The sequence below is a fragment of the Paenibacillus sambharensis genome (assembly GCF_003233845.1).
In the GTDB taxonomy this organism is placed as follows: Bacteria; Bacillota; Bacilli; order Paenibacillales; family Paenibacillaceae; genus Paenibacillus_I; species Paenibacillus_I sambharensis.
In genome coordinates, this window is sequence record NZ_QKRB01000048.1 from 1 (window position 1) to 13909 (window position 13909).

Below are 13909 nucleotides of genomic sequence, written 5' to 3' on the forward strand. Positions count from 1 at the left end.
GTGTTACTCACCCGTCCGCCGCTAATCTTTAAAGGTGCAAGCACCTTCAAAGATCCGCTCGACTTGCATGTATTAGGCACGCCGCCAGCGTTCGTCCTGAGCCAGGATCAAACTCTCCATTAAAGTAATGAAAGTTGACTTGCTCATTCTGTATTGCTTATCCATCATTCCATGAAGGAATGACAGGGCAGTTCGCTCGTTGTTCAGTTTTCAAAGAACAATTACGAAGGTTGTATTGTTGAATACCTTCTAATGTGCCGTCCGCCTCTCAGCGGCGACTTGAATAATATATCACAGCTGTCTAACTGAATGCAAGCTTTTTATTCAAAAAAGTTTAACCGCGGATGGACCTCTTCATTCAAAAAGAAAAGCTGCCCCTGAACGGGACAGCTCTTGTCTGCTATTCTTCCGAACGCATATGAGGGAACAGCAGAATATCACGTATCGAAGGCGCGTCTGTCAGCAGCATGACCAGCCTGTCGACACCGATGCCGAGTCCGCCTGTTGGCGGCATGCCATACTCCAGTGCGCGGATGAAATCTTCATCCATTTCATGCGCCTCATCGTTGCCATGCTCACGCTCCACAAGCTGCGCTTCGAACCGTTCACGCTGATCGATCGGGTCATTCAGCTCGGTGAAGGCATTCGCATGCTCACGCGCAACGATAAACAGCTCGAAGCGGTCCGTAAATCTAGGGTCCTCCTCATTCTTCTTCGCAAGCGGGGAGATTGCAACCGGATGTCCGGTAACGAAGGTCGGTTGAATCAACGTGTGCTCTGCGAATGTCTCGAAGAAGGCGTTCAGAATATGCCCGAATGTCATATGCGGTTCAACCGGCACCTTATGCTCTTTGGCAAGAGCATGAGCCTCTTCATCGGTCATCTGGACACTGAAATCAACACCGGTCAATTCCTTCACCAGATCCACCATCGAAACACGGCGCCATGGCGGTGCCAAATCTACCTGCTGGCCCTGATAGGTGATCGTCGTTGTCCCGAGCACTTCCTTGGCGATATGGGCGATCAGATTTTCGGTTAATGCCATGATGTCCTTGTAATCCGCATAGGCTTCATACAGCTCAATCATCGTAAATTCCGGGTTGTGCCGAGTTGAGATCCCTTCATTGCGATATACCCGTCCAATTTCGTAGACCTTCTCAAGACCACCAACAATCAACCGCTTAAGATGAAGCTCAATCGCAATCCGCATGTACAGCTGCATATCAAGCGCATTATGATGCGTTATAAACGGACGGGCTGCCGCTCCACCTGCAATTGTATGGAGGGTCGGCGTTTCCACCTCAAGGTATCCGAGCGAATCCAGGTAACGGCGCATCGACTGGATAATCCGGGAACGGGCAACAAAGGTTTGGCGCACATCCGGATTTACGATGAGGTCCACGTAACGCTGGCGGTAGCGCAGTTCTACGTCCTTCAGTCCATGGTACTTCTCAGGCAGCGGCAGAAGCGACTTCGTCATCACTTCCAGTTCCTTCACCTTAACCGACGTCTCGCCGGTCTTGGTCTTGAAGACAGTCCCCTTAACGCCTACCATATCCCCAAGATCAAGCAGATCAAATGCCTGATACTTCTTCTCGTCCACGGTATCCTGTCTGACATAAATCTGAATCTTGCCGGAGAGGTCCTGGATATGCGCGAACGATGCCTTGCCCATTCCCCGCTTCTGCATAATACGGCCGGCCAGCGATACCTCTACTGCCTGCTCTTCAAGCTGCTCCTTGCTGACGTCCTGATAAGCATCCAGTATGTCCTTCGCCTGATGGGTCCGTACGTACTTCTTCCCGAACGGGTCTACCCCGAGAGCCCGAAGCTCGTCCAATTTGTTGCGTCTGATTTGAAGCAGTTCACTTAGCTCCTGGGCTTCCTGTTCTTGTCCCTGTCCCTGATTAAGATCCACAGTCATTCATCTCCCTCTCTCTGCTACCCGTTCCCAATAACCTCATGTCCGAAAAAAAGCTTCCGCAATGGAAGCTTCTTCATCGTTCAGAACCATATCCATTTGGTGAGGCTAATAACCGTACGTCTGCGCTTTGGATGCTATTTTTTGATATCGATAATCTTATATTGAATGACGCCGGCTGGTACGTTTACTTCTACAATTGTACCCTTTTTCTTGCCCAAAATCGCTTTTCCGACCGGACTTTCATTGGAAATCTTATTCTGGAGCGGATCGGACTCAGCCGTGCCGACGATGGCGTACTCCATCGTATCCTTAAATTCCACATCTTCAACGGTTACAATGGAGCCGATGCTCACCGTATCCGTAGCGATTTCATCATTATTGATGATACGCGCGTTGCGCAGCATTTTCTCAAGGGTGATGATTCTGCCTTCAATAAAGGCCTGTTCATTCTTCGCATCCTCGTACTCGGAGTTCTCGCTGATATCCCCGTAGCCGATGGCGATTTTAATCCGTTCAGCCACTTCCCGGCGCTTGACGGACTTGAGATTCTCCAGCTCCTCTTCGAGCTTCTTCAAGCCGTCCTGCGTCAGAATGATCTCTTTATCGCTCATCTTACCGATTCTCCTGTCGTGTGCAAAATTTTCATACTCTGTATGAATTCACTGTTACTTAATATATTGACTCCAACCCGTGACATGACCTGTAAAAAAGCGTTTCCGCTGCCCCATCACCGCACCGAACGTGCAAGGCGCCTTCGGCCTGACTAACAGCCGGCAATCGAATAAAAATCCTTATGCCCCTTGCCGGGACAAATGTTATTGCATGATTATATTTCATATCCAGCCCAAATGTCAATGACAGCCAAACGCCTTCTGAAACCGCTTAAGCCCGTGCTGTAAAGCCAAAACAGGCAGCATCAGCATTCTTTCCTGGAGCCGGCAAAGCAGAGGATGATCTAGCTTCGCCATACCATTCACGCACAGCAGGAAAGCCGCGCAGCAAGCCGCGCGGCCTTATACATTATTGAACGACTGCTTCGCCGGCTTCATCAAGCGACTGGACATAATCATTCAGAATCTTCACCATCTGATCGCGGCTCGTCTCTTCCATAATGACATCCTTGACTCTTGCCGCGCCAGGCAGTCCTTTAAGATACCAGGCAAGATGCTTTCTCATTTCGCGCACAGCTGTGGATTCTCCTTTGAGCGCAACCAGGCGGTCCATGTGCAGCACAGCAATCCGCATTTTCTCCGATGGATGCGGATCAGGCAGCAGCTCGCCCTCTGTCAGGTAGTGAATAGTCCGGTACAGCATCCAAGGGTTGCCGAGTGCGCCCCGTCCAATCATGACGCCGTCGCAGCCGGTATGCTCAAGAATCCGCTTTGCATCCTCCGGAGAGAACACATCGCCGTTTCCGATCACAGGAATAGATACAGCTTCCTTAACTTCCTTAATAATATCCCAGTTAGCGGTGCCGGTATACAGCTGCTCCCTGGTACGGCCGTGAACACTGACCGCCTTGCCGCCGGCACGCTCGACTGCCTGGGCATTCTCTACGGCGAAGATATGCTCGCTGTCCCAGCCGATACGCATCTTGACCGTTACCGGCTTATCTACTGCATCCACTACTGCAGATACCATCTCGTAGATTTTATTCGGATCGAGCAGCCAGCGTGCGCCCGCATCACATTTCGTGACCTTGGGCACCGGACAGCCCATATTGATATCAATGATATCGGCATTGGTTTGTTTGTCCACAACCTTGGCAGCTTCAACAAGCGATTCCTTGTCGCCGCCGAATATCTGCAGGCTGAGAGGCTTCTCCCTCTCATCCACATACAGCATCTCCATGGTCCGTTTGTTGCCATGCAGAATGGCCTTGTCACTTACCATCTCCGCACATACCAGACCGGTTCCAAACTCCTTGGCGATCAGGCGGAAAGCCGGATTGCATACCCCGGCCATCGGCGCCAGCACCACTCGGTTCTTCATCTCGATGTCTCCAATTTTCAGCATGGTGCCCCATACTCCTTTCCCAAGCCTGCGCCTTATTCAACTTCTTCGTAACGACTAGCCGCCTGCCGTCAGCTCTTCATAGCTAACCCCGAGGGATTCGGCAATCCGCTCGATCAGCTTGGTCTCGGGCTTGCGCGTTCCCCGCTCCAGCGAACCAAGCACCGCTACCGAGACGCCAAGCCGTTCAGCCAGCTGCTGTTGGGTAAATCCCTTTAACTTTCGAAAAGCGCGGATGCGCTGTGCCAATTGATCGTATTCCATCGTGCAATGCCTTCCTTTCCCTGTCCCAATGCCTGCTGCGCAGCCGCTTCAACTTCATCGTACTGAGGCATTGTTTCATCCAGCACCTCGCAGAGCGGAACCAGAACAAAGGCTCGCTCCATCATGCGGGGATGTGGAATGGTAAGCTGTTCGGTATTCATCGTGACGCCTTCCATCATCAGTAAATCCAGGTCGATCGTACGCGGCCCCCAGCGAATATCGCGGACACGTCCGAGTTCATGCTCGATTCTAAGCAATTCCGCAAGCAGCCGGTCCGGCTCCAGGGCAGTTTGTACGGCTGCGACCATATTAAGAAAAGCAGGCTGCTCGGTATAGCCTACAGGATCAGTCTCATACACAGCGGACACACGGGTTACCCGTACATCCCGAAGCGCCGATAGCCTGTCAAGCGCTGCGCACAGCATGGCGCCCCGGTCACCTTGATTGGTGCCGAGGGCAATATAAGCTTCCCGCTCCGTGCTGTCTGCCGAGCCGCCTGCCCCGTGTTCAGGGTAATCAAGCGGGAATGATCGTACCATCTTCATCACGCCTTCTGCGAAGTTCCACCGTTACTCCGTCGAAATGGATATCGAACGGCGGGTGCGGCTTCGTCACCCTTACGGCCACTTCATTGATAATAGTATAAGTGTCCAGAACGGCTGATGCAATACGGGCAGCCACGGCTTCGATCAATTTCGACGGCGGCCCTTCGACAACAGCTTTCACCACTTCATATAACTCCGCGTAATTTACCGTTGCATCAATATCGTCGGACTCCGAGGCCTGCCCAAGATCAAGAAGAAGCTCAAGCTCTACGCCATACCGCTGCCCAAGCTTGTTTTCCTCGGGGATAACCCCGTGATAGCCAAAAAATTGCATGCCCTTCAGAATCATTTTATCCATATTCCGTCACTCCGTTCTATCCGCTGCTTCCTTATTCACCAGCCTGCTTCCGTATATCAGCAAACCGGTATACGACCGCATCCGCCATACGCGCAGCACGGACATTCGCCTGAACATCATGCACCCGTACAAGCTGGCAGCCCTGCATAATACCCATAACCGTCGTTGCAGCTGTGCCTTCCACCACATCATCCGGAGGCAGATCAAGCGTCCGCTGAATAAACCGTTTGCGCGAGGTCCCGAGCAATATCGGGTAACCGAGCTTTGACAGCTCGTCCAGCTCACCCATCAAGGACAGATTATCATCATAATCCTTGGCAAAGCCAATTCCCGGGTCCACCCAGATTTGCTCCTGCTGCACCCCCGCCTCCAGGGCGCTCCGAATACTTCGCCTCAGGTCAGCGGCTATATCGGCAGCGAGATTGGCATATCCCCCTGACTCCCGGTTATGGCCGATAATAACCGGGCAGCCGGCTGCTGCCGCAATTCGGGCCATGTCCGGGTCTGCCTGCAGGCCCCATACATCATTAATAATATGAGCCCCTGCCTCCAGTGCTTGCCTGGCCGTCTCCGCTTTATACGTATCGATAGAAATTGGAATATGCGGGAGAGCCTTGTGAACCGCTTCAATGACGGGGATGACCCGTGCGAGCTCCTCTTCCAGCGGTACAAGCGAGCTGCCCGGTCTTGTCGATTCACCGCCAATATCAATTAGATCCGCTCCTTGAGCTGCCATCTCCCTGGCATGCTCCACCGCAGCATCAATCCGGGTATAGCGCCCGCCATCAGAGAAGGAATCTGGCGTCGTATTCAAGATGCCCATTACAAGCGTCCGCTCCCCGAGCTCCAGCGAGGCTTGCCCCCAGCTGTAGCTGCGGCGGTAAAACACCGGTCTGATTGTCATCACATTTCCTCCTTGATGCATCTGTCCGCCCAAATGCTCAACCATTCAGCTAGTCTTAGCCTTTCCAGTGCCAAGCTCACCCATTAATGCTCTGGCGGTAAGCGGCGATCAGCCTTCTGGCTGCATCACCTGCATACCCTTGGCCAACAACTGCTCTTGTCCCCTGCTGGTCCACAAGCCGCGTGACCGGCATCACCTCTTGGATGGAGTTCGTGACCCATACTTCTTCGGCCTCCAGCAGATCATCCCAACGGTACAAGCCTTCCTCCGTTCTGTACCTGAGTGACGCCGCCAGCTCCAGTACCTTCTCCCTTGTAATCCCCGGTAAAATGCCGGTGTCTGTACGCGGTGTGCATACCACTCCGCCGCGCAGGAAGAAGAGATTGGACACAATGCCTTCGGCAAGCAGGCCTTCCCGGGTCAGCATAAGCCCTTCCGCACCCGGGGCGGCTTTCAGCGCCGCGAGCTCACGTTTGGCGACAATATTATTCATATAATGCAGCGACTTAAGACGAATGTCGGTTTCCGGCGTATTGCGCCGGGTATTCAGCAGCCTCAGCTCCCGTCCTTCGACATAAGCCGATTCCGGCAGAACTGGCAGCGGTTTGACAATGACCAGCACATTCGGGTCGTCATAATCCGCTGACGGCAGGCCGAGCTCACCGTTCCCAGCCGTTACGGTCAGCCGAATATAAGCATCATCAAGCTCATTGGCCTGCAGGAGCTCCGCGATCCACTCGCGGACCGTCTCCGCCGTCAACCGGCAGTCAATGAAGAGTGCTCTGCAGCCGTTCTGCAGACGCTTCATATGCATATCCAGCAGATAAGGCCTGCCGCCATAGGTCCGGAACGTTTCAAATAACCCCATACCGTATAAAAAGCCGTGATCATAAATCGAGATCACGGCTTCATGAGCATCAACGACAGACCCGTTATACATCACCTTCAAGCTCAAGACGCAGCGCCTGCCTTGGTCTGAAGAAAGTTTCTCAGGAGTGACATTCCATGGTCGGTGATAATGGACTCCGGATGAAACTGTACCCCTTCGATCGGGTATTTCTTATGGCGAAGACCCATAATTTCACCTTCTGCAGTTTCGGCCGTAATCTCCAGACAGTCCGGAAGCGTCTCTTTCTTCACGATAAGCGAATGATACCGGGTCGCCGTGAAAGGGGATGGCACGCCGGCAAATACACCTTTACCGTCATGGTGAATCTCGGATGTCTTGCCATGCATCAAGTTATCTGCCCGGACTACTTCTCCGCCGAAAGCTTGGCCGATGGATTGGTGGCCGAGGCATACACCCATAATGGGAATCTGTCCCTTGAACCGTTCAATGAGCGCAAGACTGATGCCCGCTTCATTCGGCGTACATGGCCCGGGGGAAATCAGCAGATGGTCAGGCGCCAACTCCGCCACGCCGTCCAGATCGATCTCATCATTGCGCTTGACCACAATCTCTTCGCCAAGCTCGCCCAAATACTGGACCAGGTTGTAGGTGAACGAGTCATAGTTGTCGATGACCAAAATCATGGCTTGTCCTCCTCAGGAACGGACGATTCCGTAATCATTTTCTTATAAGTATACCCTATCGCATAATATGAAGAAAAGCGCCCCCTTACCCTAAGGGGACGCTCGCACTTCTGTTCTTTAGTTCTCGAAGTTGAAGAGCGGTGTGCTCAGGTAACGCTCGCCGTTACTAGGAACTACAGCGACAACTCGCTTGCCCTTGCCAAGCTCCTTCGCTACTTTCAGCGCAGCATAGATTGCTGCACCCGAAGAAATACCGCAAAGAATGCCTTCTTCTTTGGCTGCACGGCGTGCATACTCGAATGCATCCTCGTTCTCAACGGTAATAACGCCGTCGTAGATCTCACGATTCAGGATATCCGGCACGAAGTTGGCGCCGATGCCCTGAATTTTGTGAGGGCCTGGGCTGCCGCCCGACAGCAGCGGGGAAGCTGCAGGCTCTACCGCGTAAACCTTCACGCCTTCGAAATTCTTCTTCAGCACTTCGCCAGCGCCTGTAATCGTGCCGCCAGTACCGATACCTGCGATGAAAGCATCCAGCTTGCCGTCCAGCGAATTGATCGCTTCCACGATTTCGGGACCTGTTGTCTCGCGGTGAATCTTCACGTTTGCCTGGTTCTTGAACTGCTGAGGCATGAAGTAGCTTGGGTTCTCGCGCTGAATCTCTTCCGCCTTGCGAACCGCACCATTCATTCCTTCCGCACCCGGCGTAAGGACGATCTCAGCGCCGTATGCACGAAGCAGGTTGCGGCGCTCAACGCTCATGGTTTCAGGCATTACAAGGATTGCCTTATAGCCCTTGGCTGCTGCGACCAGAGCCAGTCCGATCCCAGTGTTGCCACTGGTAGGCTCAACAATTGTATCACCAGGCTTAATGCGGCCTTCCTGCTCGGCCACCTCAATCATGCTGATTGCAATCCGGTCCTTAACGCTGGCACCCGGGTTCTGATATTCAAGCTTTACGTAAATCTCGGCACTATCTTCCGGTACAAGACGGTTAAGACGTACAAGCGGCGTATCGCCAATAAGTTCCGTTACACTGTTCACAATTCTAGCCATCCTGGAGCCCTCCCTATTTCCGACTAAATTAGTTGGTTTTCATCTTTCTTCATCTTATAACCATGGGCCCAAGTTGTCAATAGCAACTTTACCGCTAGGAATTGACCATTAGTCCATTGTCCCCATGACTGCTGGCCGCCGGCTATTTCAGTACTTCAGCGTTATATTTCTCAAGCAGCTCATTCTCCAGCTCCGGCAGCGGTGCTGCAGCATCAAGTGCCAGCTGCCTGCGTACCTCTTCTTCCACGAGGCTGCGATCCGGCTGTTCGATCAGAGTACGTTCATGCACAAGCAGCACGGCCCATCCCTGTTCAATCTGAACCGGGCCGCCGGCTTCACCGACTCCGATGGAAGGGAGTGCTTCCCGGACTCCAGGCTCCAGGTAGACGTCATCTGTCTCCACCGTCCCGATCCAGCCTCCATTATCCGCCGTAAATTCATCTATGGAATAAGCACCAGCCAGTGTCTCGAAGGACTCCCCTTCCAGCCAGCGCTGCAGTGTGTCCGATGCTTCCTGCTTCGTGTCCCTTACAATCCAGGAAATTGTAACCCGCTCCGATGGTTCCAATACTTCGGGATGCTCTGCCAGGTAAGCATCAACATCCTTCTTGGGCACCTCAACAGCTGCCGTTGCCACCTTCTCGAGAAGAAGCCTGTATTCCGCGTCCTCCCGCACAGTTTCCTCATTCATGCCAAGCTGCTCCCGCATCGCCTGATAGAAGGCTCTCTCATTATCATAGCCTTCCATCGCCTGATCCAGTGCGGAACGTACTTCGTCTTGGGTAACCGACAATTTGAGTGCCTCAGCCTCAAGCCGGACGGCTTCCCGCAGCATCAGCTGCTTGAGTACAGACTCGCCATGCTGCTTGATCAATTCGATCTGCAGGGCACCAGCCGTTATGATCTGCTTGCCCACCTTGGCAATCGGTCTATTATCCGCATCCGTGCCGCCTTCGCCAAGCGCTGCGTCAGGCCTTACCATTCTAACCATCACAACGATGGAAAACACGATCATGCACAGCGCTTGAGCAATGATCACGGCCTTTAACAGTTGAATTTTCCCCATACTTGCCCCTCCGCCGGCTTATTGCATCGGCTTCGGTTTGGCATGTTCAAGGAGCCTTTCGAGCTCCGGCTTGTCAAACTTGTACGTTTCATTGCAAAAGTGACATTCAACCTGCGCTTTGCCTTCTTCTTGGATGATCTGGCTCAGCTCAGACTCTCCCAGACTGATTAATGTCTTCTCGACACGTTCAGGCGAGCACTTGCACTGAAACCGGATCGGCATGCTGTCCATAACCTGCACATCGTCCCCCAGTGCAAACTGCAGAATGCTCTCAGGCGTTTCACCCTGGTCGAGAAGTGCTGTTACCGGCGGCATAACCGAGAGTGCCTGCTCAAGCCGTGTAATATCCGCATCGGTCAAACCTGGCAGCAGCTGAACAATGAAGCCGCCGGCCTGCAGGACTGAACCGTCCGTGTCGACAAGCACGCCCAGCCCCACAGCGGATGGGGTCTGCTCCGATGAAGCAAAATAATACGTAAAGTCCTCTCCAAGCTCACCGGATATAATCGGGATGCTGCCGCGATAAGGCTCCTTCATTCCCAAGTCCTTAATAATATGAATATGGCCAGAGCGTCCGACAGCACCGGCTACATCCAGCTTGCCCTGCGCGTTGCTCGCCAGGTGTACCTGCGGGTGATCCACATAACCCCTTACTTCCCCATGTGCATTGGCGTCCACAACGATCTGTCCGATTGGGCCGTCCCCTTTAACCTGGATGGTCAATTTCTCCTCACCCTTGAGCATCGCCCCCATAATCGCACCAGCAATAGCCGTCCGGCCAAGTGCTGCCGTGGCGGTAGGCAGTGTGCCATGGCGCCGGCGCAGCTCGTCAACCAGATGGGTAGCCCGGCAGGCAAACACACGGATCTTGCCATTCCAGGCCGTTCCGCGAATCAATATATCTTCCACCCTTGTCCACTCCTTTCGTCGTCCTCGTTATATCTATTCCATATTTCGCTCATATATAATCCGAAGTCCTTCCAGCGTAAGCAGCGGGTCAACCTCTTCTATCGTGGATGATTCCCCCGCAATGAGCTCCGCCAGTCCGCCGGTTGCAATCACACGCGGATCTGTTCCAAACTCCGCACGAATCCGGCTCACGATCCCATCCACCTGGCCGGCATAGCCAAAGATAATCCCTGCCTGCATGGACGTCACTGGATTGCGGCCGATTACACTCTTCGGCTTCACGAGCTCAATTCGCGGCAGCTTGGCGGCACGCTGGTACAGCGCTTCAGTGGAGATGCCGATCCCGGGCACGATAGCGCCGCCCAAATAATTGCCTTCTTCATCAATGTAATCGAACGTAGTCGCCGTTCCGAAATCAACCACGATCAGCGGGGTTCCGTATTTCTCAATTGCCGCCACCGCATTGACGATTCGGTCGGCTCCTACCTCACGCGGGTTCTCATACCGTATATTTAACCCTGTCTTAATGCCTGGTCCCACAATGTAAGGCGACTTGTGAAAATATTTTTGGCACAGCTGCTCCAATGTGCGCATAAGCGGCGGCACGACCGAAGAGATCATAATACCGTCAATATCCTTCATGGAGACTTCCGCAAAATGAAACAGATTATGAATCATGATGCCATATTCATCAACGGTTGCTGAACGGTTAGTGCTCAGCCGCCAATGATGCAGAAGCTCCCGGCCCCGGTAAATCCCAAGTACAATATTCGTGTTGCCTACATCCACGACTACTATCATCAGAGAGACGCCCCCGTTTTCCTCTCGTTCAGGTCCAGACTGATATCCAGTGCATCAAACGAGTAAGTTAGTGCGCCTACCGATATGACATCCACACCGGTTTCGGCAATGCCGCGGATCGTATCAAGCCGGACACCGCCGGATGCTTCGATCCGAACATGGGGGGCAGCCGCACGAATCATACGGCAGGCTTCCGCCATCCGCTCAAGCGGCATGTTATCGAGCATTATAATGTCTGCCCCGGCCTGCAGCGCTTCCTGTACCTGTTCTAAGGATTCCGCCTCCACCTCAATGGTCATCGTATGCGGAATCCGCCCGCGTGCTGCGGCAACAGCCGCCGTAATGCCGCCCGCTCCCTTGATATGGTTGTCCTTGATCATTACGGCATCGTATAGACCGAACCGGTGATTGGCTCCGCCGCCGATCCGCACCGCATACTTCTCCAGCAGCCGGTGTCCCGGTGTGGTCTTGCGGGTATCCACCAGTCGGACCGGGAGCCCCTCAATCGCTTCCACATACTTGCGTGTCTTCGTGGCAATGCCGGATAACCGCTGGAGCAGGTTAAGTGCCAGCCGCTCTCCCGTAAGTAGACTGTGCGTGCTCCCCGTCACCTCGGCAAGGACATCGCCCTTACGGATTGCTTGTCCATCCTCCTGCATTGGAGTGAAAGCAAGTGAAGGGTCCACGATATCGAATACAAGGCGTGCGATTGGAAGCCCGGCCACAATTCCGCCCTCTTTGGCATGGATAATCGCTTTGGACTGGTGACCATATGGGATTGTCGATTCGGTCGTCACATCCCCATAGCCGATATCCTCGGCCAGCCAGCTTCTAATCTGACTCCGCAGCGCGTCTTGATACCGGTCCAACTCAAACATCGTTAATCCGCTCCTCTGTCACGCCATGTTCGCGATGCAGCACAGTGTGCTTACGCCACAGCAAATCATCCCGTTCCGGGAAATCCTCCCGGTAATGCGCCCCTCTGCTCTCCTCACGGGAAAGGGCAGCCTGCGTCGTCAACAGCGCGCAGGTAAGCAGGTTGGCAAATTCATACTGCTCCCGTTTGGTCAGCAGGGTCTGAAAAATCGGCAGCTGCCGCTTCAGCTCGTCCAGCCCCTTCGACAGGCCGTTTCCATCCCGCCTAAGCCCTGAGTAGCGGACCATAATCTTTTGCAGCTTAAGCCGCTTCTCCACTACAGCCTGAATAGAGGAAGCCATCCGCACAGGTGATTCGAGCGTTGATGGCACTTCCGCACAGAAGGGTTCCAGATTGTTGATCCGGTGCACAATTCTGCGTCCGAACACAATTGCTTCCGATAAGGAGTTGCTCGCAAGACGGTTCGCCCCGTGCACGCCAGTGGAGGATACCTCGCCGCAGGCAAAGAGACGCTTAATACTGGTTTCCCCATTGAGGTCGGTCTTTACCCCGCCCATCATATAATGGGCCGCGGGCGCCACCGGAATCCAGTCCGTTGTCAGATCAAGCCCGTAATTCAGGCAGAATTCATAAATGGTCGGAAACCGGTGCTTCACAAGGTCTGCCGATTCATGCGTTATATCTATGTACACGAAGGTAGACTTGGTAATCTCCATCTCACTTACGATCGCACGTGCTACCACATCTCTCGGCGCCAGTTCAAGCTGTTCATGATATCGCTCCATGAAGCGCTCGCCCTTAATATTGCGGAGCACAGCACCCTCACCCCGAACCGCTTCCGAGATCAGGAACCGCGGCGCACCAGGATAACAAAGTGCCGTTGGATGAAACTGAATAAACTCTACATCCTGAATATTAGCGCCCGCACGGTAAGCCATCGCGATCCCGTCACCCGTCGCTACATCAGGATTGGTGGTATACCGGTAAAGCTGCCCGGCCCCGCCAGAGCATAGCACAGTTGCCTTCCCCCGCACGTATACACGGCTGCCATCCGGTTTCTGGACGAGCGCTCCGCAGCATTCCCCATCATGTGTAATCAGGTCGATAACGAAGTGGTCATCCCACACCTCAATGTTATCGTGATCCTTGGTCTTCTCCGACAAGGCACGGACGATCTCGTAGCCGGTTGCATCTCCGTTGGCATGCAGGATCCGCCGCTGGCTGTGTGCGCCTTCCTTGGTCAGCGCGTAAGCTCCATCCTCCTGATCGAACTGGGTTCCCATCTGAATGAGATCAGCAACTCCATCGGGTCCCTCGTGAACCAGCACATCAACGGCATCATGGGCACATAACCCAGCACCGGCGATGAGAGTGTCCTGCCTGTGATAGGCCGGCGAATCTTCATCCGATATAACGGCCGCGATTCCGCCCTGGGCGTACCGGGTGTTGCTGTCGAGCAGCGATTTCTTCGTAATCATCAGGACTGAATTATGTTCACTTGCCTTTATAGCCGTAAAAAGACCGGCAATGCCGGCCCCAATAACGATCACATCTTTGTCGATGACGGGCAGCTGTGACAGCTCGACGTCCACCAGATATCTAGGTATCATGACAGTCCTCCGTACAAGCGTAAACGGCTTACCCCGGCGAAGGGGTAAG

15 protein-coding genes and 1 rRNA gene are annotated in these 13909 nt (G+C 53.7%); all 16 read right to left on the reverse strand.

Translation table 11 applies throughout. The features are described 5' to 3' along the window. Positions 1–123, reverse strand: a 16S ribosomal RNA gene (locus DNH61_RS15710); the annotation flags it as partial. 277 nt (positions 124–400) lie between these two features. Next, on the reverse strand, positions 401–1924 hold the full coding sequence (gene lysS / locus DNH61_RS15715; RefSeq protein ID WP_111147640.1) for a lysine--tRNA ligase: 1524 nt from the start codon (positions 1922–1924) through the stop codon (positions 401–403). A gap of 134 nt (positions 1925–2058) precedes the next feature. After that, the gene (gene greA, locus DNH61_RS15720) at positions 2059–2535 is read right to left on the reverse strand and encodes a transcription elongation factor GreA (protein ID WP_111147641.1); all 477 of its coding nucleotides are present in this window, start codon (positions 2533–2535) and stop codon (positions 2059–2061) included. Between the two features lie 409 nt (positions 2536–2944). Continuing rightward, a complete protein-coding gene (dusB, locus tag DNH61_RS15725) occupies positions 2945–3940 on the reverse strand; it encodes a tRNA dihydrouridine synthase DusB (RefSeq protein WP_111147642.1) in 996 nt (331 codons plus the stop codon). Between the two features lie 54 nt (positions 3941–3994). Then, complete coding sequence (locus DNH61_RS15730) at positions 3995–4201, reverse strand: helix-turn-helix domain-containing protein (RefSeq protein WP_111147643.1); 207 nt, start codon at positions 4199–4201, stop codon at positions 3995–3997. Continuing rightward, a complete protein-coding gene (gene folK / locus DNH61_RS15735; protein ID WP_111147644.1) occupies positions 4153–4740 on the reverse strand; it encodes a 2-amino-4-hydroxy-6-hydroxymethyldihydropteridine diphosphokinase in 588 nt (195 codons plus the stop codon). The genes DNH61_RS15730 and folK overlap by 49 nt, the downstream gene beginning before the upstream one ends. Next, positions 4718–5104, reverse strand: a complete 387-nt coding sequence (gene folB, locus DNH61_RS15740) for a dihydroneopterin aldolase (RefSeq protein ID WP_111147645.1) — start codon at positions 5102–5104, stop codon at positions 4718–4720. Before folB ends, folK begins: the two co-directional genes overlap by 23 nt. Before the next feature lie 31 nt (positions 5105–5135). Then, positions 5136–6008 (reverse strand): dihydropteroate synthase, encoded by an 873-nt coding sequence (gene folP / locus DNH61_RS15745; RefSeq protein WP_111147646.1) that lies wholly within the window; start codon positions 6006–6008, stop codon positions 5136–5138. 76 nt (positions 6009–6084) lie between these two features. Next, positions 6085–6957 carry an aminodeoxychorismate lyase gene (gene pabC, locus DNH61_RS15750; protein ID WP_111147701.1) on the reverse strand — a complete coding sequence of 291 codons (873 nt, stop codon included), beginning with the start codon at positions 6955–6957 and terminating at the stop codon, positions 6085–6087. Between the two features lie 2 nt (positions 6958–6959). After that, entirely contained in the window at positions 6960–7541 is a 582-nt protein-coding gene (gene pabA / locus DNH61_RS15755; RefSeq protein WP_111147647.1) for an aminodeoxychorismate/anthranilate synthase component II, read from the reverse strand. A gap of 117 nt (positions 7542–7658) precedes the next feature. Next, positions 7659–8597 carry a cysteine synthase A gene (cysK, locus tag DNH61_RS15760; protein ID WP_111147648.1) on the reverse strand — a complete coding sequence of 313 codons (939 nt, stop codon included), beginning with the start codon at positions 8595–8597 and terminating at the stop codon, positions 7659–7661. A 142-nt stretch (positions 8598–8739) separates the two neighbouring features. Then, positions 8740–9663 carry a peptidylprolyl isomerase gene (locus DNH61_RS15765; RefSeq protein ID WP_111147649.1) on the reverse strand — a complete coding sequence of 308 codons (924 nt, stop codon included), beginning with the start codon at positions 9661–9663 and terminating at the stop codon, positions 8740–8742. An 18-nt stretch (positions 9664–9681) separates the two neighbouring features. Further along, the gene (gene hslO / locus DNH61_RS15770) at positions 9682–10572 is read right to left on the reverse strand and encodes an Hsp33 family molecular chaperone HslO (protein WP_111147650.1); all 891 of its coding nucleotides are present in this window, start codon (positions 10570–10572) and stop codon (positions 9682–9684) included. A 33-nt stretch (positions 10573–10605) separates the two neighbouring features. Further along, entirely contained in the window at positions 10606–11373 is a 768-nt protein-coding gene (locus DNH61_RS15775) for a type III pantothenate kinase (RefSeq protein WP_111147651.1), read from the reverse strand. Then, positions 11373–12251: a carboxylating nicotinate-nucleotide diphosphorylase gene (gene nadC, locus DNH61_RS15780; RefSeq protein WP_111147652.1), complete on the reverse strand. Its 879-nt coding sequence runs from the start codon at positions 12249–12251 to the stop codon at positions 11373–11375. The genes DNH61_RS15775 and nadC overlap by 1 nt, the downstream gene beginning before the upstream one ends. After that, positions 12244–13860, reverse strand: a complete 1617-nt coding sequence (gene nadB, locus DNH61_RS15785; protein WP_111147653.1) for an L-aspartate oxidase — start codon at positions 13858–13860, stop codon at positions 12244–12246. Before nadB ends, nadC begins: the two co-directional genes overlap by 8 nt. Between the last annotated feature and the right edge of the window lie 49 nt (positions 13861–13909).

Coding starts and splice junctions, on each gene's coding strand:
- greA (WP_111147641.1), bottom strand. CDS start 2,535: ATGAGCGATAAAGAGATCATTCTGACGCAGGACGGCTTGAAGAAGCTC.
- DNH61_RS15775 (WP_111147651.1), bottom strand. CDS start 11,373: ATGATAGTAGTCGTGGATGTAGGCAACACGAATATTGTACTTGGGATT.
- cysK (WP_111147648.1), bottom strand. CDS start 8,597: ATGGCTAGAATTGTGAACAGTGTAACGGAACTTATTGGCGATACGCCG.
- dusB (WP_111147642.1), bottom strand. CDS start 3,940: ATGCTGAAAATTGGAGACATCGAGATGAAGAACCGAGTGGTGCTGGCG.
- folB (WP_111147645.1), bottom strand. CDS start 5,104: ATGGATAAAATGATTCTGAAGGGCATGCAATTTTTTGGCTATCACGGG.
- lysS (WP_111147640.1), bottom strand. CDS start 1,924: ATGACTGTGGATCTTAATCAGGGACAGGGACAAGAACAGGAAGCCCAG.
- DNH61_RS15730 (WP_111147643.1), bottom strand. CDS start 4,201: ATGGAATACGATCAATTGGCACAGCGCATCCGCGCTTTTCGAAAGTTA.
- nadC (WP_111147652.1), bottom strand. CDS start 12,251: ATGTTTGAGTTGGACCGGTATCAAGACGCGCTGCGGAGTCAGATTAGA.
- folK (WP_111147644.1), bottom strand. CDS start 4,740: ATGGTACGATCATTCCCGCTTGATTACCCTGAACACGGGGCAGGCGGC.
- folP (WP_111147646.1), bottom strand. CDS start 6,008: ATGACAATCAGACCGGTGTTTTACCGCCGCAGCTACAGCTGGGGGCAA.
- DNH61_RS15765 (WP_111147649.1), bottom strand. CDS start 9,663: ATGGGGAAAATTCAACTGTTAAAGGCCGTGATCATTGCTCAAGCGCTG.
- nadB (WP_111147653.1), bottom strand. CDS start 13,860: ATGATACCTAGATATCTGGTGGACGTCGAGCTGTCACAGCTGCCCGTC.
- pabA (WP_111147647.1), bottom strand. CDS start 7,541: ATGATTTTGGTCATCGACAACTATGACTCGTTCACCTACAACCTGGTC.